The following is a 19499-nucleotide window of genomic DNA, read 5'->3' on the forward strand; positions in this document are numbered from 1 at the left end:
GTGACACGCACATGAGTACGCCTACTCAGACGGCCCCCGCGCCCACCGCCGCCTGCGGGCGGATCGGGAGGCGGTTGACGGGGCGGCCCGTCGCCGCGCGTACGGCCGCGGCCACCGCCGCCGGGGAGGTGACGACGGGTACGGCGCTGATCGCCTTGGCGCCGAAGGGGGCGACGACGTCGCGTTCCTCGACGAGCTTCACGATGCGGATGTCGGGGGTGTCCAGCGACGTCGGCAGGGCGTAACCCGTGAGGTCGGGGCGGCGGACGAGGCCGCCGGTGGTGCGGAGGTTCTCGGTGAGGGCCGCGCCGACGCCCTGGGTGATGCCCGCCTCGATGCGGGCGCGGGCCTGCCGGGGGTTGAGCACGCGCCCGACGTCCTGTGCCACGGCCATCTCCACCACGCGCACCGAGCCGAGCTCGATGTCGACGTCGACGACGGCGCGTACGGCGCAGAAGGCGATGCCGACGAAGGCGTCGCCCTGGCCGGTGTCGTCCAGGGGCTCGGTCGGGTGGGGGCGGCACTGGGCGGTGGCCCACAGTTCCTTGCCGTCCAGGGCCTCGGCGACCGTGGTGCTCAGCACCCCGTCGTACGACGTGATCTTGCCGTCGGCGATGCTCAGCAGCTCGGTGGACATGCCGAACTGGTGGGCCAGCGGCTGGAGGAGCTGGGTGCGCACCATCCGGGCGGCCCGCTCGACCGCGCCGCCGGAGACCCAGGTGTGGCGGCTGTGCGCGCCGGGTCCTGAGGGCGGCTGGTCGGTGTCGACGGGGGCGACGTGGACCTCGTCGAGGCCGAGGATCTCCTGCACGATCTGGCGGGCGAGGGTGGCGAAGCCCTGGCCGGTCTCGACGGCGGCGCAGATGACGGTGGCGATCGAGCCGGTGACCTTGACGGTGGCGGTGGACACCTCGTCGGTGCCCTCCGCGCCGAGCATGTGGACCATGCCGAGGCCGTAGCCGACGCCGCGGCGCACGGCGCCCGGCTCGCCCGCGCCGTCCACGCCGCCGGGCAGCAGCCACTGCTCCTCGGGGTCGTCCACGGGGAGGGCGGGCAGCGGGAAGTCGCGTACGGAGCGCAGGAGTTCGGCCACGGGGGCCGGGCAGGTCACCGTCTGCCCGGTGGGCAGCAGGTCGCCGGTGGCCATGACGTTGCGCAGGCGCAGCTCGGCGGGGTCGAGGCCGAGCCGGGCGGCGAGCTTGTCCATCTGGCCCTCGTAGGCGGCGCACACCTGCATGGCGCCCTCGCCGCGGACGTGGCCGGAGGGGGGGTTGTTGGTGCGTACGGCCCAGCCCTCGACGAAGGCGTGCGGGACGACGTACGGGCCGCAGGCGAAGGAGACGGCGGCGGCGAGCGCCTCGGAGGAGGAGTCGGCGTACGCGCCGGCGTCCAGCAAGATCTGGGCCTCGACCTTCACCAGTTTGCCGTCGGCGTCCGCGTGGTGGCGGTAGCGGAGCAGCGTCGGGTGGCGGTGGGGGTGGCCCAGGAAGGACTCCTCGCGGGTGGCCGCGAGCTTGACGGGGTGGCCGGTGCGCAGGGCGAGCAGGCCGAGCGGCAGCTGCATGCCCGGGTCCTCGCGGTCGCCCATGGCGCCGGGGACGCCGGTGACGACGACCTTGACCCGCTCGGGCTCCAGGCCGAAGCAGGCGGCGGCGAGGTCGCGGTCGGCGTGCGGGTCGGTGGAGGCGGTGTAGATCTCGACGCCGCCGTCGGGGCGCGGCACGGCGAGCCCGGCCTCGGCGCCGATGGGGGCGGGGTCCTGGCGGCCGATGCGGTAGAGGCCCTCGACGACGACCTCGCCGGTCGCCTCGGGGTCGCCGAAGCGCAGCGGGATGTGGCGGATCAGATTGCCGTCGGGGTGCAGCGGTTCGGCGGAGAACGCCTGCTCGGGGTCGGTGACCGGCTCCAGCAGTTCGTACTCGACGGCGATGGCGGCGGCGGCGAGCCGGGCGGTGTCCGGGTGGTCGGCGGCGACGGCGGCGATCGGCTCGCCGTGGTGACGCACGATGTCGGAGGCGAAGACGGGGCGGTCGGCGACGCGGCGGCCGTGGGCACCGTCGCCGGGGACGTCCGCGTGGGTGACGACGGCGCGCACGCCCGGCATGCGGGCGGCCTCGGCGGTGTCGATCGAGACGATGCGGGCGTGCGGGTGCGGCGAGCGCAGGACGGCCGCCCAGAGCAGGCCCTCGGCCCACAGGTCGGCGGCGTACGGGTAGGTGCCCTGGGTCTTGGCGTCCGCGTCGGCGGCGGGCAGGGAGACACCGAGGCCGTGCGGGGGCGGCTCGGCGGGGCCGCCGGACAGGGCGGACGACGCGACGGAGTGCGCGGTGACGGCGCCCTCAGCCGTACCGGCCGTTCCCGTCATTCCGCCCATGCCGCCCGTTCCCGTCATGCCGATGCCTTTCCGCTGCCGCCGCCGTGCGGGCCCGCCTGGTGCGGGATGCGTGCCTGTTCCGTCTCCGGCTGCGCTTCTTCCTGTGCGGCAGCCGTCGCCTCGCGCTCGTCGACGACCTGGCGCACCGCGTCGAGCACGCCCCGGTAGCCGGAGCAGCGGCAGAGGTTGCCACAGATGGCCTGGCGGGTCTCCAACTCGCTCGGGGCGTGGTTGCCCTCGAGCAGGTCGTGCATGGTCATGGCCATTCCGGGCACGCAGAAGCCGCACTGTACGGCTCCGCACTCGGCGAGCGCCCGCTGGACGTCGGAGGGCCGGCCGTCGACCGCGAGCCCCTCGACCGTGCGCACCTCGGCGCCCGCGGCGGTCGCGGCGGGGACGAGGCAGGAGGCGACGAGCCGCCCGTCCACCTGGACGGAACAGGCGCCGCACTCCCCCTGCGAGCAGCCGTCCTTGGCCCCGGCGAGACCGAGGCGCTCGCGCAGGACGTAGAGCAGCGACTCCCCGATCCAGGCGTCGGTGACGGGGCGGTCGGTGCCGTTGACCCGCAGGACGTACGAGGCGCAGGGGTGCTCGGTGTGCGGGTCCGTCGTGTGCGGCGGTTCGGGGAGGTCGTCGGCGGGCGGCGCGTCGTCGTCCTTCGCGGGCTCCGCCTGTGCGCCGGTGACGGCGTCGGGCTCCGCGGGGGGCGTCCACGCGCCGGTCTGATGATCGCCCGTATCGGTGACCCCGGTGTCGCTCTGCGAGGAACCACCGGAGGGCGAAGTGGAATCGGCGTCGGACGGCTCGGGAGCCGCCCCGGCGAGGCCGCTGAGCGCGTACTCCCCGGACTCGTCCGTCGGTTCGCCGGACACAACCGGAATCGACCACTGGCCGGTCGAACCGGCCGCAGGGGCGTCATCGGTGTCGCCGGGCGGAGATGCCACGACGGGCTGCTGCCAGGCGTGCACGCTGCCGCCGTGCGGGGTCCACTGCGCGGGGGTGTGCGAGTCGCCGTGACCGTGGAGGCCGGCACCCTGCGGATCCGTACCGCCGCTCAGTACGTACGCGCCTGAGGCGTCCGCGCCGGGGGCGTGCCGGGCGGGCGCCTGGGGGTCGGTGGGGAGGTGCGGGTCGCTGTGGCCGTGCAGGTCGGCGCTGGTCGCGGCCGCGACCTGGGGGGCGGACTGCCCCTGCGGAGCGATGCCTTGCGCGGAGGTGTCCTGCGGACCGGGCCGACCGTGCGGGTCGACGGCCTGCGCGGCGGCGGGCCGAGGAGCGGAATGACCGTGCAGGTCGGCACTCGGCACAGCCGCGGACCGCGCACCCGGCTGACCGTGCAGGTCGATGCCTTGCGCACCTGCTGACTGCGGGGCGGGCAGGCCGTGCGGGTCGGCGCCCTGCGCGACCGTGCCTCGCGCACCCGGCAGGCCGTCCAGGTCGAGACCCTGCGCACCAGCGAGCTGCGGGGCGGGCTGCCCCTGCGGGTCGATGCCCTGCGCGCCCTCGCCTCGCGATTCCGGCTGTCCGTGCGCATCCGCACTCGGCACACCCGTGCCCTGCGCGGCCGAGTGAGCGTGCGGGTCGATGCCCGGCACATCAGCGGCCCGCACGTCCGAATGACCGTGCGGATCGACGCCTTGCGTACCCACAGCCTGTGCAGCCGGGCGGCCGTGCGGATCGGCACCCTGCGCGGCCGCGTGGGCGTGCGGGTCGGTCCCGGGCGCGGTGGGCGGAGGCGCGTACGCGTCCGGCGTGGCCGCGGAGTCGTGGGGGCCGGGCGCGGTGGGCGGCTGGGGGACCGCGTACGCGGCCACCGGGTCGTGCGGGTCCGCGTGTTGCGCGGACTGCCCGCCGGGGTGGCCGTGCAGGACGTATTCGCCCGACTCGTCCACCGGGTCGTCCCCGGCGGCCGGGACGGTCCAATGGCCCTGGGCCGTACGGTCGGCGGGGTGGGCGGCCGGCGCTTCCCGGGGTTCCGACGGGGCGTCGGACGGCGCCGCGAACGGCATCGCCCACTCCGCGGTGGCGTGCGGGTCCGGGCCGCGGCCGTGGGTGCCGCCGTCGGCCGGAGCGTTCGCCTGCGGGGGCTCGTACGGCGCGGGGGCGCCCCACTGTCCCGACCACTGCCCCTGCGCGGGGGCGGGCGCGTGCGGCTGCTGCCAGGTCTCGCCCGTCGGCGGGGTGTAGCCGCCGGCGCCGGTGGCGGCCAGGGGGTCCCAGGCGCCGGTGCCGGACAGCGCCGCGCCCGGGTGGGCGAGGAGCTCGGGCGGCAGTTGCAGGAAGGCGGTGCCCTCCGCGTCGTACTCCGCGCCCCGCGGAATCGGCTGCCAGCCGACCGGGCCGGCTTGTGCGTGTCGCTGCTGTTCGTCACTCACGCGAGTGCCCTCCCCAGAGCTCGGCGGGCCAGAGTCGCCACCGTACGACGCAGGTGCAGGGCGGCGGGCGGCAGGGTGCCCGGGTCGGCGCCGTCGGGTCCGGGCGCGGGGTCGGGGATGCAGGCCGCGGCCACGTAGTCGCCGAAGGCGGCGCAGGCTTCGGGGGCGAGCGTGCGCTCGCCGTCCCAGTCGATGAGCGAGGCGACCCAGCGCTCGGCGTCGAGCGGGCGCAGCGGCATGGGCGCGACGGCGCCGACCGCGCACCGCACGTTGCGCCGGGCGGGGTCGAGGACGACGGCCACGGACGCGACGGCGCGGCCCGGGCCCGTGCGCCCGGTGGCCTTGAGGAAGGTCTGCGGGGCGTGCAGCAGTGGCACGCGGACGTAGCCGATGAGCTCGCCCGGACGGAGCATGTCGAAGCCGGTCAGGAGATGCCCTATCGGGATCTCCCGCCGCCCGCCGCCGGGGCCCGCGATGACGAGGGTGGCCTCCAGGGCGGCGAGCACGGGCAGCGCGTCACCGGTCGGGGCGGCGGAGGCGATGTTGCCGCCGAGGGTCCCGGCGTTGCGGATCTGGGGCGGGCCGGCGGCGCGGGCGGCGGTCGCGAGCGCGGGGATCAGGGCGGCGAAGTCGGGCCGCCCCATCCGGGCGTGGGTGAGTCCGGCGCCGAGCAGGGCGTGGCCGTCCTGGTACTGCCAGCCGCGGATCTCGTTGATGCGGCCCAGGCCGACGAGTCCGGCGGGCCGCAGCAGCCCGGAGTTGACGGCCGCCATCAGATCGGTACCGCCCGCGACGGGCACGGCGGCGGGCATGGCGGTCAGCGCCGCCACGGCCTCGTCGAGCGAGCCCGGCAACGTCACCGTGTGCGCCGCCTGCGGTGCGTGCGTGGTCAACCCAGCTGCCCCTTCCCCGGTGATCCCGACTGTTGCCGCCTGATACCGCCTGATCCCGCCGTACGGTACGTGCTGTCGGCCCGGACGTGGCAACTCTGGCACATCTTCCGCGTCCGCCGTCGCGAGGGTCCGCGAACCGCCGGTCCGTCCCCGGCCCGGCGAATGGTCCGGTATTCCGTTCTGTCGCCGCTGTGTGCGGATTGCCATTGTTCGGGGGCCCTTGTACGGCTTACGGCGTGTGTGGAAGGACCACCGTGCCAGGGACCTGCCGTGGGGGCGGGGAGCTTGGCCGCGGCTCACACGATCGGGGGCGCGCCCTCGATCGGGCGTCCGAGGATGCCGGGCCGGCGCTGCCAGGGGCGGGGCCCGGCGGGTGGCCGGTAGTCGACGCCGAGGGCGTCGAGGCGGGCGTAGTGGGCGGTCATCCGGCGTTCGAAGCCCGCGTGGTCGCGGTCCGCGGGGGCGGGCAGCCGTGACCACGCGACCTCGGCGAACGCCGCGAGGCGGGGGAACACCTGGTAGTCGACGCGCTGCTGGGTCTCCGTCACCTCGGTCCAGATGTTGGCCTGGGTGCCGATGACCCGTGCGGCCTCTACGGCGGTGAGCTCCGGGGGAACGGGTTCGAAGCGGTAGACGTCCTCCAGGGTGCGGACGTACCCGATCGGTACGGGCTCCTCGGTACCGCCGGCCTGCCGGTGGTCGAGGTAGACCTGTTGCTCGGGGCACATGATGACGTCGTGTCCGGCCCGCGCGGCGGCGATGCCGCCCGCGTAACCGCGCCAGGACGAGACGGTCGCGCCCTCCGCCAGACCGCCCTCCAGGATCTCGTCCCAGCCGACGAGCCGTCGGCCGCGCGCGGCGAGCCAGCGGTCGAAGTGGCGGATGAACCAGCTCTGGAGCCCGTCCTCGTCGCCGAGCCCCTCCGCGGCGATGCGCGCCTGCGCGGTGGGCGAGGCGCGCCACTGGTCCTTGGGGCACTCGTCGCCGCCGAGGTGGACGTACGGCGAGGGAAAGAGCTCGAGGACCTCGGTGAGCACCTGCTCGTAGAAGGCGAGGGTGTTGTCAGTGGGGGCGAGTACGTTGGGATTGACGCCCCAGGTGTCCCAGACCGCAAGGGAGGCGGTGTCGATGACATCGGTGTTGCCCAGCTCGGGGTACGCGGCGATGGCGGCCTGCGAGTGCCCCGGGATGTCCACCTCCGGCACGACGGTGATGTGCCGCTCCGCGGCGTACGCGACGATCTCGCGAATATCGGCCTGCGTGTAGTAACCACCGTGCGGGCGCACGTCCCAGAGGGGCGAGTCCCGGTGCCCCAGCTTGGTGCGCGCCCGCCAGGCCCCCACCTCGGTGAGCCGGGGAAACGCCGCGATCTCCAGCCGCCAGCCCTGGTCGTCCGTCAGATGCAGATGGAGGACGTTGAGTTTGTGGGCGGCCAGCAGGTCGATGTAGCGCAGCACGCTGTCCTTCGGCATGAAGTGCCGCGCGACGTCGAGCAGCATGCCGCGCCAGCGGAAGCGGGGGGCGTCCTCGATGACGACGGCGGGCAGCTCCCAGGTGCGCCGCTCCGAGACCGGCGCCCGCCGGAAGGCATCGGGGCCGAGAAGCTGACGGAGGGTCTGCGCACCCCAGAAGAGGCCCGCCTCGCTCGCGCCCTCGATGCTGACGATGTGCTCGTCGACGGCGAGGCGGTAGGACTCGGGACCGTGCTCCTCGGCGAGGCCGGGCCGGATGCGCAGTCGTATGCGGTTCCGGCCGTCGCCCGGGTTCAGGGGGAGACGGGTGGCCTGGCCGATGGTGGTGCGCAGCCAGTGTGCGACCCGGTCCGCGTCGGGGGGCGCGTCGATGGCCGTGTGCTCGTCGAGGACGTGGGGGGCGGCCGTGCCGTTGCCGCTGACGCGGCGGGGGGCGGGGATCAGATCCGTGTCGTCGGTCATGCACGGGATCTTTCCCCCACCCCGCCCCTTCCCGCACCGGTTCCCGTGCCGGAACGGCCTGAATTCGCAGAGCGGCCCCCGGGCGCGGTGTGCGCGGCCGAGGGCCGGGTGTCGATCCGGGGGTGGTGGCTACTTCTTGTCGCCGCCCTTGCCGCCCTTGTCCTTGTCTCCTCCGGCGCCCATGCCTTCGAAGATCTCCTTGCACATCGGGCAGACCGGGTACTTCTTCGGGTCGCGCCCGGGGACCCAGACCTTGCCGCAGAGGGCGACGACCGGGGATCCGGAGAGCGCGCTCTCCATGATCTTGTCCTTCTGGACGTAATGGGCGTAGCGCTCGTGGTCGCCGTCGCCGTGCGACACCTGCGGCGTCGGCTCTACGAGGGTGCCGGTCCCTGCCCCGCGCTCGGGCTCAAGAGTGCTCATGGATCCCAAGGGTACTGGGGGCTGCCGCCGTCGGGCTCGCGGCCGGTCCGGCGCCCTGCGAGTGCGCCTGCGGCGAGCTTTTTCCGCCGCAGGCGGCAGCGGTGCCGCGCATCAGTTGAGGCTCGGATCGTCGGGGTACGTGGCCACCATCGCCAGTTCGTTGCGCTGGCGGCGCAGCACCGCGCGCCAGAGGTGGGTGGGGTCGGGGGACGACACGTCGCCGGGCTCGGACTCCACCACGTACCACGCGCCCTCGACCAGCTCGTCCTCCAGCTGGCCGGGGCCCCAGCCCGCGTACCCCGCGAAGATCCGCAGGGAGCCCAGGGCGGCGGCGAGGAGCTCCGGCGGGGCCTCCAGGTCGACCAGGCCGATCGCGCCGTGCACCCGGCGCCAGCCGAGCGGGCCGTCGCCGGGCGGGGCGGCGGCGCCGCGGGCGCCCTTCTCGTGGCCCTCCCCCGGCACCACGCCCACGCCCAGCGCCGAGTCCAGCGAGACCGGACCGCCCTGGAAGACGACTCCCGGTTCCCCGGCGAGCGCGGCCCAGGACTCCAGGATGTCGCCGACGCCGACGGGCGTCGGGCGGTTGAGGATCACACCGAGGGACCCCTCCTCGTCGTGGTCGAGCAGCAGCACCACCGCGCGGTCGAAATTCGGGTCAGCGAGCGCCGGTGTCGCGACAAGCAGTCGTCCTGTGAGCGAGGACACCTCGGACATGGGCACATGATCCCGCATTTCGGGCCGGGGCGGGGGCCGGACGCCGACTCCGGTGCGAAAGCGGCCGCTTCCCAGATAACCGGTAGCGACCATTCCATTAACGCAGCGTGTTGTTGCCAATCCATGACATGCCCCGAGCCCCCTTACACATACAGGTGGGCCCTCCGATCGCATTACCCTTTCCTCTTGCCCCCTGCCCAACTCCAGGAACGCGAGATCCATGACCGGCCCTGACGATGTACTGCTTGTCCACGGCGGCACCCCTCTCGAGGGCGAGATCCGTGTCCGCGGCGCGAAGAACCTCGTGCCGAAGGCCATGGTCGCCGCGCTGCTCGGCAGCGGACCCAGCCGGCTGCGCAATGTCCCCGACATCCGCGACGTGCGGGTGGTCCGCGGCCTGCTCCAGCTGCACGGCGTCACCGTGCGCCCCGGTGACGAGCCCGGCGAGCTGATCCTGGACCCCTCCCACGTGGAGAGCGCCAACGTCGCCGACATCGACGCGCACGCCGGCTCCTCGCGCATCCCGATCCTCTTCTGCGGCCCGCTGCTGCACCGGCTGGGCCACGCGTTCATCCCGGGCCTGGGCGGCTGCGACATCGGCGGACGGCCGATCGACTTCCACTTCGAGGTGCTCCGCCAGTTCGGCGCGACCATCGAGAAGCGCGAGGGCGGCCAGTACCTGGAGGCCCCGCAGCGGCTGCGCGGCTGCAAGATCCGCCTGCCGTACCCCTCGGTCGGCTCGACCGAGCAGGTGCTGCTGACCGCCGTCCTGGCGGAGGGCGTCACCGAGCTGTCCAACGCGGCCGTGGAGCCGGAGATCGAGGACCTCATCTGCGTACTGCAGAAGATGGGCGCGATCATCTCCATGGACACCGACCGGACCATCCGGATCACCGGTGTGGACTCGCTCGGCGGCTACAACCACCGCGCCCTGCCGGACCGCCTGGAGGCGGCCTCCTGGGCGTCCGCGGCGCTGGCCACCGAGGGCAACATCTACGTCCGCGGCGCGCAGCAGCGGTCGATGATGACCTTCCTCAACACCTACCGCAAGGTCGGTGGCGCCTTCGAGGTCGACGACGAGGGCATCCGCTTCTGGCACCCGGGCGGCTCGCTCAACGCGATCGCGCTGGAGACCGACGTGCACCCCGGCTTCCAGACGGACTGGCAGCAGCCGCTGGTCGTGGCGCTGACCCAGGCGTCCGGGCTGTCGATCGTCCACGAGACGGTCTACGAGTCCCGGCTGGGCTTCACGTCCGCGCTCAACCAGATGGGCGCGCACATCCAGCTCTACCGCGAGTGCCTCGGCGGCTCCGCGTGCCGCTTCGGCCAGCGCAACTTCCTGCACTCGGCGGTCGTCTCCGGCCCCACCAAGCTGCAGGGCGCCGACCTGGTCATCCCCGACCTCCGCGGCGGCTTCTCGTACCTGATCGCGGCGCTGGCGGCGCAGGGCACGTCCCGCGTCCACGGCATCGACCTGATCAACCGCGGCTACGAGAACTTCATGCAGAAGCTGAAGGAGCTGGGCGCGAACGTGGAACTCCCCGGCGGCACGGAAGCCTGACGGCCCCGACCCCGGCCGGGCCGACGCTCCGGCTGGGGGTCCGGGGGTCACCCCCCGGGAAGACACAGCATGGACAAGCTGCGCAGCCTGGGCGCGAACGTCGAGCTCCCCGGCGGCACGGAAGCCTGATACGCCGACAGGCGTGAAGCACCCGTTCGGCCCTGACGGGCCGTAAGCGCCTGTATGGGCCACCGAGCCCATACAGGCGCTTTTGCGCGTCTGAGGGGCCCTGGAGGGCCTTGTGGACGCCAAAAGGGCGGCCACCCCCAGGGGTGGCCGCCCTTCGCGCTGGGGTCTTACTTGCCCTTGGCGGCTTCCTTGAGCTTGGAGCCCGCGGAGACCTTCACGCTGTAACCGGCAGCGATCTGGATCGGCTCACCCGTCTGCGGGTTACGAGCAGTGCGAGCGGCACGGTGGGTGCGCTCGAAGGTCAGGAAGCCGGGGATGGTGACCTTCTCGTCGCCCTTGGCGACGACCTCACCGACGGTCTCGGCGAGCGCGGCCAGGACGGCGTCGGCGTCCTTGCGGGTCACCTCGGCGCGGTCGGCCAGCGCGGCCACCAGCTCACTGCGGTTCATGTTGTACTCCCGTGTTCTTCTTGCCAATGAGGCGTGAGATCGAAGCCGATGCTGCCAGGGCCCTCGGACAGTCCCCGGACCCGGGTCTGTTGCCAGACCCTCGCGCCCGGTTACGCATCCTGCCCCCACCAGTGGCGGGAAAGCCAATCCGGCACCCTGGAGAGTCACACGGAAAGCGGCACAGCCTCGGATACAGCCGCATTTCTGCGGCCTGATTTCTGCCCGACACCTTATGGGCAGGTCGCGGGCCCGAAGGCCCGCGACGCGCCGTCGTCAGACGGTCGTGGTGCCCGTCACAGCCGCGGCGGCGGCCTTGGCGGCCTCGCGGACGGCACCGGCGACGGCACCGGCGACCTTGTCGTTGAAGACGCTGGGGATGATGTAGTTGGCGTTGAGTTCGTCTTCGGCGACGACGTCGGCGAGGGCTCCGGCGGCGGCGAGCATCATTTCGGTGTTGACGGTGCGGGACTGTGCGTCGAGCAGGCCGCGGAAGACGCCGGGGAAGACCAGGACGTTGTTGATCTGGTTGGGGAAGTCCGAGCGGCCGGTGGCGACCACGGCGGCGGACTGGCGGGCGATGGCGGGGTCGACCTCGGGGTCGGGGTTGGCGAGTGCGAAGACGATCGCGCCGTCGGCCATGCCGGCCACGTCCTGGCCGGTCAGGACGTTGGGGGCGGAGACGCCGATGAAGACGTCGGCGCCTGCCACGGCTTCCTTCAGGGTGCCCGTGATGCCGTCGGGGTTGGTGTTGTCCGCGATCCAGCGCAGTGCGGATTCGGGGCTCGCGGCGACGAGGTCCTCGCGGCCTGCGTGGACGACGCCGTGGATGTCGGCGACGACGGCGTGCTTGACGCCGGCGGCGATGAGGAGCTTGAGGATGGCGGTGCCGGCGGCGCCCGCGCCGGACATGACGACGCGTACGTCGCCGATGGCCTTGTCGACCACGCGCAGGGCGTTGGTGAGGGCGGCGAGGACGACGATGGCGGTGCCGTGCTGGTCGTCGTGGAAGACGGGGATGTCGAGGGCTTCGCGCAGGCGGGCTTCGATCTCGAAGCAGCGGGGGGCGGAGATGTCCTCGAGGTTGATGCCGGCGAAGCCGGGGGCGATGGCCTTGACGATCTCGACGATGGCGTCGGAGTCCTGGGTGTCGAGGCAGATGGGCCAGGCGTCGATGCCGGCGAAGCGCTTGAAGAGGGCGGCCTTGCCCTCCATGACGGGCAGGGCGGCCTTGGGGCCGATGTTGCCCAGGCCCAGGACGGCGGAGCCGTCGGTGACCACGGCGACGCTGTTGCGCTTGATGGTCAGGCGGCGGGCGTCCTCGGGGTTCTCGGCGATGGCCATGCAGACGCGGGCTACGCCGGGGGTGTAGATCATGGAGAGGTCGTCGCGGTTGCGGATGGGGTGCTTGGACGCCATCTCGATCTTGCCGCCGAGGTGCATCAGGAAGGTGCGGTCGGAGACCTTGCCGAGGACGACGCCTTCGATGCCGCGGAGTTTCTCCACGATCTCGTCGGCGTGGTCGGTGGAGGTCGCGGCGACGGTCACGTCGATCCGCAGCTTCTCGTGGCCGGAGGCGGTGACGTCGAGGCCGGTCACCGATCCGCCGGAGGACTCCACGGCCGTGGTGAGCTGGCTGACCGCGGTCCCGCTCGCGGGGACCTCCAGCCGGACCGTCATCGAGTACGAGACGCTTGGCGCCGTTGCCATGGCCGCTTTCCTCTGCTTTCCCTGTTTTCGCTTGGTACGCGCCGCGGGGCGCGGGCATCGATCGTCCCACCTACTGGTCAGTACGCGGTAACCGGCCCCGGATCCTGGAATCTTGCTTCCAACATACGAGAAGCGCACCAAACGCCGACGGGCGCCCCTCGTGGTGAGGGGCGCCCGTCGGAGACGCTCTGATGGCACCGACCCGCCATGCTCGCCTCGCGGCAAGTGGTCGCTCGAAGCGACTAAGGTTGGGCCCGGGGGCTTGGATCGAGCCGGTGCCGTGTTCCAGGCTAACAAATGCTCCCCGGAAGTCATGGCCGAACTCCGGGGCTCCGCCCCGGACCCCGTAACTGGGGCTCCGCCCCGGACCCCGAAGCGGCTTCGCCGCTTGTCCTCAACCGCCGGACGGGCTGGTTTCTCCGACCGTCCGGCGATCGAAAACGCTCAGTCCCGCAGCAGGTCCGGCACCCCGTCCAGGTCCGGGTCGTCGCGGTCTCCGGAGAGCACCGTCAGGCGCTGCGTGGCACGGGTCAGGGCCACGTACAGCACGCGCAGGCCCGCCGGGGACTCGTCCGCGATCTCGGCGGGGCTGACGACGACCGTCGCGTCGTACTCCAGGCCCTTCGCCTCCAGGCTGCCCAGGACGACCACGCGGTCGCCGTACCCGGCCAGCCAGCCCCGGGCCTCCGCGCGCCGTGCCATCGGCACGACGACGCCGACCGTGCCGTCCACGTCGTCGAGGAGGTGGCGGGACTCGGCGCGCACGGCAGAGGCCAGGTCGCCGTCCGCGACCGCGAAGCGGGGCACGACGCCCGTCGACCGGACGGCCGCCGGGGAGCGCATGCCCGGCATGGCCAGCGCCAGGATCCTGGCGGCCAGCTCGGCGATCTCCGCGGGGTTGCGGTAGTTGACGGTGAGTTCGAAGCGGCGGCGGGGGCGGCTGCCGAGCGCCTCGTCCCGGGCCGCGGCGGCCTCGTCCGGGTCGGACCAGGAGGACTGCGCGGGGTCGCCGACGACCGTCCAGGTGGCGGTGCGGCCCCTGCGGCCCACCATCCGCCACTGCATGGGCGTGAGGTCCTGGGCCTCGTCGACGATCACGTGGGCGTAGTCCCGGCGCTCCTCCGCCAGCCGCTCCGCGCGCTCGCGGCGGCTCTCGGAGCGCGTCGGCATCAGCTCCTCGAGACCGGTGAGGTGGGCGAGCGGGTCGTGCTCGCGCGGCTTCTGCGGCCGGGCGGGCACGCCGAGCAGCGTCTCCAACTCGTCCAGCAGGGCCACGTCGTGGACCGAGAGCGGGCCCCGCCCCCGGTCGTCCAGCCGCTTGAGCGAGCGGGCCAGCAGCCGGACCTCGCGCGGGTTGAGCTCGCGGCGCGCCCAGCGGGAGAGCCGCCGCTCGTCCGCCATCGCGGCGAGCACCCCGCGCGGGGTGAGCTCGGGCCACCAGGCGGCGAGGAAGTCGAGGAAGACGTCCTCGGTGGAGACGTCCTCGTCGAACGCCTGCCGTGCCTCCGCCGCGAGTTCGGGGTCGGTGTAGCGCTTGGGCCCGCCCGCCTTGGACCACAGGGCGTCGAGGATCAGCCTGCGGGCGCGCGGGCGCAGCAGATTGATGGGCGCGGTGCCGCCGAGGGCGGTGTTGCGGATGCGCTTGAGCTCGTCGGCCCCCAGCTCCAGCCGGGCGCCGAAGACCACGACGCGCAACCTCTCCGGCGTGGCCGCCGGGGAGACCGGATGCCGCGCGGCGTCCGCGGTCCCGCCGCCCAGGGCGTGAGCCGGGGACGGCACGGCCGGTGCCGTCTCCAGGTCCGCGAGCGACAACTGGCCGTCGTCCGCCGGACGTACCGGCCCCGCGCCCGGCCGGGCCTTCGACGGCGCCGGGCCGCCCCGCCGTCCCACGGCCGGCGCGGACGCCGGTTCCAGCGCCCCTCGCACCGCCTTGCGCAGCACCTTCAGCATGCGGGAAGAGCCCTTGACGCGGGCGACCGCGGGCTCGTCGTACGTGTCGGCCTCGGCGCCGTCGACCAGGGAGCCCACGGCGCGGATCGCGACCTGGCCCTCCTCGCCGAGCGAGGGCAGCACGCCCTCGGTGTAGGCGACGAGCAGCGGCGTCGGCGAGACGACGAGGATGCCGCCCGCGTAGCGCCTGCGGTCCTGGTAGAGGAGGTAGGCGGCGCGGTGCAGGGCGACGGCGGTCTTGCCGGTGCCGGGGCCGCCCTCGACCTCGGTGACCGAGGCTGCGGGCGCGCGGATGACCATGTCCTGCTCGGCCTGGATGGAGGCGACGATGTCGCGCATCGTGTGGCTGCGGGCCTGGCCGAGCGCGGCCATCAGGGCGCCGTCGCCGACGACCGGCAGCGCGGCGCCGTCGAGGGTGGCCGTCAGCTCGGGGCGCAGCAGGTCGTCCTCGACGCCGAGGACCCTGCGGCCCTTGGAGCGGATGACCCGGCGGCGCACGACGCGGCCGGGCGCCACCGGGGTGGCGCGGTAGAACGGCGCGGCCGCGGGCGCCCGCCAGTCGATGACGAGCGGGGAGTAGTCGGCGTCGAGGACGCCGATGCGGCCGATGTGGAGCGTCTCCGCGATCTCCGCGCGGTCGCCCCGCACGGCGTCGTCCGCGGGCTCGACGGAGGTGTAGGCGCCGTCGGGGCCCTTCTTCCCGTCCTTGCCGAGGAGCAGGTCGATGCGGCCGAAGAGAAAGTCCTCGAACTCGCTGTTGAGCCGGTTGAGGTGCACCCCGGCGCGGAACACCTGGGCGTCCCGCTCGGCGAGCGCCCCCGGTGTGCCGACCTGGCCCCGTTTGGCAGCGTCGTCCATGAGGAACTCGGCCTCGTGGATCTTCTCCTCCAGGCGCCGGTACACCCGGTCCAGATGCTGTTGTTCGGTACCGATCTCACGGTCGCGGACCCCGTCGGGTTCCGTCGCCGGTCCTGTCGCCACCTGCGCGTGCGTGGCGTTCTGCGCGGCCACCCAAGCCCCCTTCTGCTGTGCCTAGGGCAGCCGTCAACCGTACGCGAACAGAGGTGCTGAGCGCACCTGTCATGACATGACAGTTTTCATCGGTATTTGATCGGTTTCCGGATCGGGTTCCGGTCACACCTCGATGGTGTCCAGGAGCTTCCCGTCCAGCGTGCGGACCTCGAAACGGGCGATGTCGTTCCGGTTCAGCCCGGCACCGCCGTGGGTGTACAGCGGCTCCTTGTTCCATTTGTTGGCTTTGTCCGCGTTGTTCGAGCCGGCGCCTGCCAGCCCGTATCCCCCGGGCGGCACGGCCCACGTGGTGACGGTCTGCCGCTCACCGTTCCTGCCGACGGCGACGAGGTCGCAGGTCAGCGGCCCCTTGACGTTGGCGAGCCGCAGCGCGACATGGGTGCCCCAGGGCTTCTCCTGGAGCGAGACGGTGGCGTCGACCTTGGTCGTGGGGTCGACCGCGCCGATCTTCTCGCCCTCCTCGTACATCTCCTTGGCCGCGCTCGCGCTGCTGTGGCCCGGCGCGTTCCGCGAGGTGAGGGCGGAACCCGCCGGCGGGCCCGCGACGATCAGGACGGCGGCCGCGGCGGCCAGGCACAGCCTGCGGGTGCGCTGGGTGTGACGGACGGCCGCGACCCTGGCGAGGAGACCGTCGAGGAGCGCGGGGCGCGGCCGGGCGGCGAGCGCACCGGGATCCGGCGCGGACTCCTTGAGGTCGGCGAGGAGCGGGGTCAGCCCGAGCATGCCGTCGAGTTCGGCGGCGCACCTGGGACAGTCGGCGAGGTGCTCCTCGAAGCGCGCGGCCTCCGCCTCGTCCAGGACGCCGAGGGCGTACGCGCCCACGTCCATGTGCTGTGCCGGCCACGTCATGCCGTCACTCCCCGTTCCTCGAGCGAGAGCCTCATGGAGCGCAGCGCGTAGAAGACCCGGGACCGCACGGTCCCGGCCGGTACGCCCAGCACTTCGGCCGCCTCGCTCACCGTACGTCCCTTGAAATAGGTCTCGATCAAAGCCTCTCGGTGGGCCTCGGTCAGATCGCCGAGCGCGTCGGAGATGGTCATCAGGCGCAGCGCCCGGTCGATCTCGTCGGCTGCGGGAATCAGCTCCAGGGGCGCCGGGTCGACCTCCTGGGGGCGGGCCCGGCGGCTGCGGTGGTTGTCGATGACGATGCGCCGGGCGACGGTCACCAGCCAGGGCCGTACGGAGCCGGGGGCGCCGCGCAGCCGGTCGGCGTTGCGCCAGGCGCGCAGCAGCGTCTCCTGCACGACGTCCTCCGCCCGCTGGCGGTCCCCGGCCACCAGGCGCAGCACGAACGTGAGGAGCGGGCCGGCGTGCTCGTCGTAGAGCGCCCGCATCAGCTCCTCGTCGGGACTGGTCCTGTCGGCCACGACGGCATCCTTGCGCACGGCCTTCCCCCGGTCGATAGCGCGAGTCGATGACCCTGAATACGGTTGGGACGCGCGAGGCACTCACCTTCCGGCGGGTTTGTTCCCCAACCCCGCCCCGCCCCGAAACTGGGGGCAAGCCCCCAGACCCCCGCAGGGCGCTCCCGCCGCAAGCGGCAACAAACCCGCACCCGCACAAAGCACCGGCACACAGCCGGAACCGCGCAGCGTCAGGGCGCCCCCAGCAAGCGGCGGCGGTGCCGGGCCACCCGCACGCGGTTGCCGCACACCTCGCTGGAGCACCAGCGACGGCGGCGGCCGCGCGACGTGTCCAGGTAGACCAGCGAGCAGGTCTCGCCCTCGCACTGCCTCAGCTGCCCCCGGGTCGCCGGGTCGGTGAGCAGTTCGACCGCGTCCCGGCAGATCTGCCCGACGAGCGCCCCGCAGTCGGGGGCGCCGGCGACCGTGCGGATCAGCGTCCCGTCGGCGGCCCGTACGGCCCGCGGCGCGGGCGGCGCGGTGGCGGCGAGGGCGTTGACGCGCTCCAGATCGGGGTCGGCGGCGCGGCCGTCGACCTCGGCGTGAACGACGCGGTGCAGCAGGTCGCGGGCCGCGTGGAAGCACCCGAGCCAGCCGGTGTCGACCGCGCCGAGCGGGGTGCCGGGCGGTACGACACCGGCGGCGAGCAGCCAGTCCCGCAGCCGTTCGGGGGTGTCGAGCCGCTCGACCGGCTCCTCGCTGTACCGTCCGCCGACCGTGGCCACCAGGTCCAGGCAGAGCCGCCCGGCATCGAATCGCAGGTCATAGGAGGCTGTCGCCGCCATGCGCCTGTCACCTTTTCCCTGTCGCGTCTTCCCGCGTCCACCGGGACCGCCCGTGCGCGGTGCCGCCACCTCCAGGGTGCCCCGTCGGGCATGTCCCTGTAACCCCCGGCTGGTCCGGGTGGCGGTGCGGTCAGCCGGCTCCCGGCGGGGTGTTCGAGCCGGCCGTGCCGCGCGGCCGGCCCCGGGTGGCGCAGCCCGCGGCGCGGGCGTACGGCAGCAGCCGCGCACCCTCGGCGGCGAGGTCGACCTGCCGGGTCGTACGGGTGAACAGCCCGGCGCCCAGGCGCTGTTGCAGTCTGCGGATGTCCCGGCTGATGGCCTGCTGGGCGAGGTGGAGGCGCGCAGCAGGCGCGGCTCCATGTCGTGTGGCACGTACGGCAGTTGACAACACGGGTGCGTAAATGGCCACTGATCAGGTGTTGGACGGCCGGCTCGCGGTGCGGCGAGAGTTGGCCCATGCCGAACTCCCCTTACCGAAGCCCCCTGTTCGCGGTCAGCGGCAGCACGCTGGTGGCCGCCGCCCCCAGGGTTGTCCTGGAGCACCGGAAGGGCGGGTTACAGCGCGCCCGTCCGGCGCCCCGTCCGCGACTTGACCAGCGCGACGCCCGTCAGGCCCGCCAGACCCGCGAACCCCACCCCGACCACCGTCGTCACCAGGGCCGACCCGGACGCCCCGGCCGACGACGCCGCCCCCGTCACCACCAGCTGTCCGATCTTGCGTACGCGCCCGTGGTGGCTGACCACCGTCACCGGGTAGCGGCCCTCCCCCAGGCCGCGGCGGATGCGCGCGGGGCCGTAGTAGCGGGGCGAATCGCCGTCCCCCGCCTTGCTCTCGTCGCGCCTCAGCCGCACCGGGCGTTCGAAGGCCGGTGACGTGGCGGTCAGCCGGTCCTCCTCGCCCGGGTCGGGGGCGCCGTCGCGCCACAGGACGTTGACGGTCCCGCCGGGCGGGACGGTGTGGCCGTGGGTGCGGGCCCGCCCGGGGTCCGACCTGTCCGAGGTGTCGAAGAACGCGGGGCCGCGCGCCCTGCCCACGTAGTCGCGGTCGCCGGGCCGGGCCGCGCGGACCACCAGCGGCTTCTCCTCGATGGTGCGGCCGCCGGGGCCGGTGAGCGTCACCTTGTAGGTGCCGTCCTTCACCGAGGAGGGCAGGTCGAGGCCGCCGGAGAACAGCCGGGGGTTGTTCCAGTCGGCGCTCGCCGGGTCGTGCGCGAGCCGCACGGGCGCGGGGAAGGCGGGCGAGCGGGCCTCGAAGGACGTCCCGGTCTCGCCGGGGAACAGGTCGTCGTACGCCATCCACAGCCGCTCCCCCGGCCGCATGATCTCGTCCGGCGCGGTCACCGTGAACTGCGGCCTGCGGGCGGGCCCGACCTCCACCCGGTCCTCGGCGACGACGTGGCCGCCGGCGCGCACGGTGAGCGGATAGCTGCCGGGCCTGACGGTCATCGCGATGGCGGGCCGGGCGTGGTGGCCGCGCTCGGCGGCCGGTGCGCGGTGCGCGTAGGGGGCGAGCTTCATACGGTGCGGGAAGACGGGCGAGGAGACGGTGACGTCGCCCCGGCCGCGCACGCCCTGCACGTCTATGTCGACGAGCCCGCCGGGACGGTTGTCGAAGGCGCCGTTGAGCAGCAGGTGCACCCCGCCGCGCCCGTCGTCGGCCACCGCGGCCCCGGACGGGCCCACGGCCGGCCACAGCGCCGCGGCTCCCACCACGGCCAGCACCGCACGAGTCCACTTCACCGCGCACCCCCTTGTCCGCCACTGAGGAAG

Annotated in this window: 14 protein-coding genes and 1 pseudogene; 1 reads left to right on the forward strand and 14 read right to left on the reverse strand. The window is 73.6% G+C overall.

All coding sequences use genetic code 11. The features are described from left to right. Positions 1 to 25: 25 nt before the first annotated feature. From DXZ73_RS18165 to DXZ73_RS18190, 6 genes are all read right to left on the reverse strand, one after another. Positions 26 to 2365: a xanthine dehydrogenase family protein molybdopterin-binding subunit gene (locus tag DXZ73_RS18165; protein ID WP_116215683.1), complete on the reverse strand. Its 2340-nt coding sequence runs from the start codon at positions 2363 to 2365 to the stop codon at positions 26 to 28. A 23-nt stretch (positions 2366 to 2388) separates the two neighbouring features. Continuing rightward, positions 2389 to 4749, reverse strand: a complete 2361-nt coding sequence (locus DXZ73_RS39510; RefSeq protein WP_240351399.1) for a 2Fe-2S iron-sulfur cluster-binding protein — start codon at positions 4747 to 4749, stop codon at positions 2389 to 2391. Then, positions 4746 to 5642 (reverse strand): FAD binding domain-containing protein, encoded by an 897-nt coding sequence (locus tag DXZ73_RS18175; RefSeq protein ID WP_116212046.1) that lies wholly within the window; start codon positions 5640 to 5642, stop codon positions 4746 to 4748. Before DXZ73_RS18175 ends, DXZ73_RS39510 begins: the two co-directional genes overlap by 4 nt. Positions 5643 to 5938: 296 nt before the next feature. Next, positions 5939 to 7576 (reverse strand): beta-N-acetylhexosaminidase, encoded by a 1638-nt coding sequence (locus tag DXZ73_RS18180; RefSeq protein ID WP_116212047.1) that lies wholly within the window; start codon positions 7574 to 7576, stop codon positions 5939 to 5941. Between the two features lie 129 nt (positions 7577 to 7705). Further along, positions 7706 to 7999, reverse strand: coding sequence for a DUF3039 domain-containing protein (locus tag DXZ73_RS18185; RefSeq protein ID WP_116212048.1), 294 nt, complete (start codon positions 7997 to 7999; stop codon positions 7706 to 7708). 111 nt (positions 8000 to 8110) lie between these two features. After that, entirely contained in the window at positions 8111 to 8713 is a 603-nt protein-coding gene (locus DXZ73_RS18190) for a YqgE/AlgH family protein (RefSeq protein WP_116212049.1), read from the reverse strand. Between the two features lie 220 nt (positions 8714 to 8933). Here DXZ73_RS18190 and murA point away from each other — a divergent pair, with 220 nt between their 5' ends. Continuing rightward, on the forward strand, positions 8934 to 10274 hold the full coding sequence (gene murA / locus DXZ73_RS18195; protein WP_116212050.1) for a UDP-N-acetylglucosamine 1-carboxyvinyltransferase: 1341 nt from the start codon (positions 8934 to 8936) through the stop codon (positions 10272 to 10274). A gap of 296 nt (positions 10275 to 10570) precedes the next feature. Here the strand turns inward: murA and DXZ73_RS18200 are convergent, their stop codons facing one another. The 8 genes and pseudogenes from DXZ73_RS18200 to DXZ73_RS18240 form a co-directional block, all read right to left on the reverse strand. Beyond that, on the reverse strand, positions 10571 to 10852 hold the full coding sequence (locus DXZ73_RS18200) for an HU family DNA-binding protein (protein ID WP_004951951.1): 282 nt from the start codon (positions 10850 to 10852) through the stop codon (positions 10571 to 10573). A gap of 273 nt (positions 10853 to 11125) precedes the next feature. Beyond that, positions 11126 to 12559, reverse strand: coding sequence for an NAD-dependent malic enzyme (locus DXZ73_RS18210; protein ID WP_116212051.1), 1434 nt, complete (start codon positions 12557 to 12559; stop codon positions 11126 to 11128). Positions 12560 to 13003: 444 nt separating this feature from the next. Next, positions 13004 to 15520 carry a HelD family protein gene (locus tag DXZ73_RS18215; RefSeq protein WP_116212052.1) on the reverse strand — a complete coding sequence of 839 codons (2517 nt, stop codon included), beginning with the start codon at positions 15518 to 15520 and terminating at the stop codon, positions 13004 to 13006. A 123-nt stretch (positions 15521 to 15643) separates the two neighbouring features. After that, positions 15644 to 16390, reverse strand: coding sequence for a zf-HC2 domain-containing protein (locus DXZ73_RS18220; RefSeq protein WP_116212053.1), 747 nt, complete (start codon positions 16388 to 16390; stop codon positions 15644 to 15646). Then, positions 16387 to 16926: a sigma-70 family RNA polymerase sigma factor gene (locus DXZ73_RS18225; protein WP_116212054.1), complete on the reverse strand. Its 540-nt coding sequence runs from the start codon at positions 16924 to 16926 to the stop codon at positions 16387 to 16389. The genes DXZ73_RS18220 and DXZ73_RS18225 overlap by 4 nt, the downstream gene beginning before the upstream one ends. 209 nt (positions 16927 to 17135) lie before the next feature. Continuing rightward, complete coding sequence (locus tag DXZ73_RS18230) at positions 17136 to 17729, reverse strand: CGNR zinc finger domain-containing protein (RefSeq protein ID WP_116212055.1); 594 nt, start codon at positions 17727 to 17729, stop codon at positions 17136 to 17138. A gap of 202 nt (positions 17730 to 17931) precedes the next feature. After that, positions 17932 to 18138: pseudogene (locus DXZ73_RS18235) on the reverse strand (LysR family transcriptional regulator); the annotation flags it as partial. A gap of 146 nt (positions 18139 to 18284) precedes the next feature. Next, a complete protein-coding gene (locus tag DXZ73_RS18240; protein ID WP_116212056.1) occupies positions 18285 to 19469 on the reverse strand; it encodes a hypothetical protein in 1185 nt (394 codons plus the stop codon). Positions 19470 to 19499 lie beyond the last annotated feature (30 nt).

This window comes from Streptoverticillium olivoreticuli subsp. olivoreticuli (genome assembly GCF_003391135.1).
Classification (GTDB): Bacteria; Actinomycetota; Actinomycetes; order Streptomycetales; family Streptomycetaceae; genus Streptomyces; species Streptomyces blastmyceticus.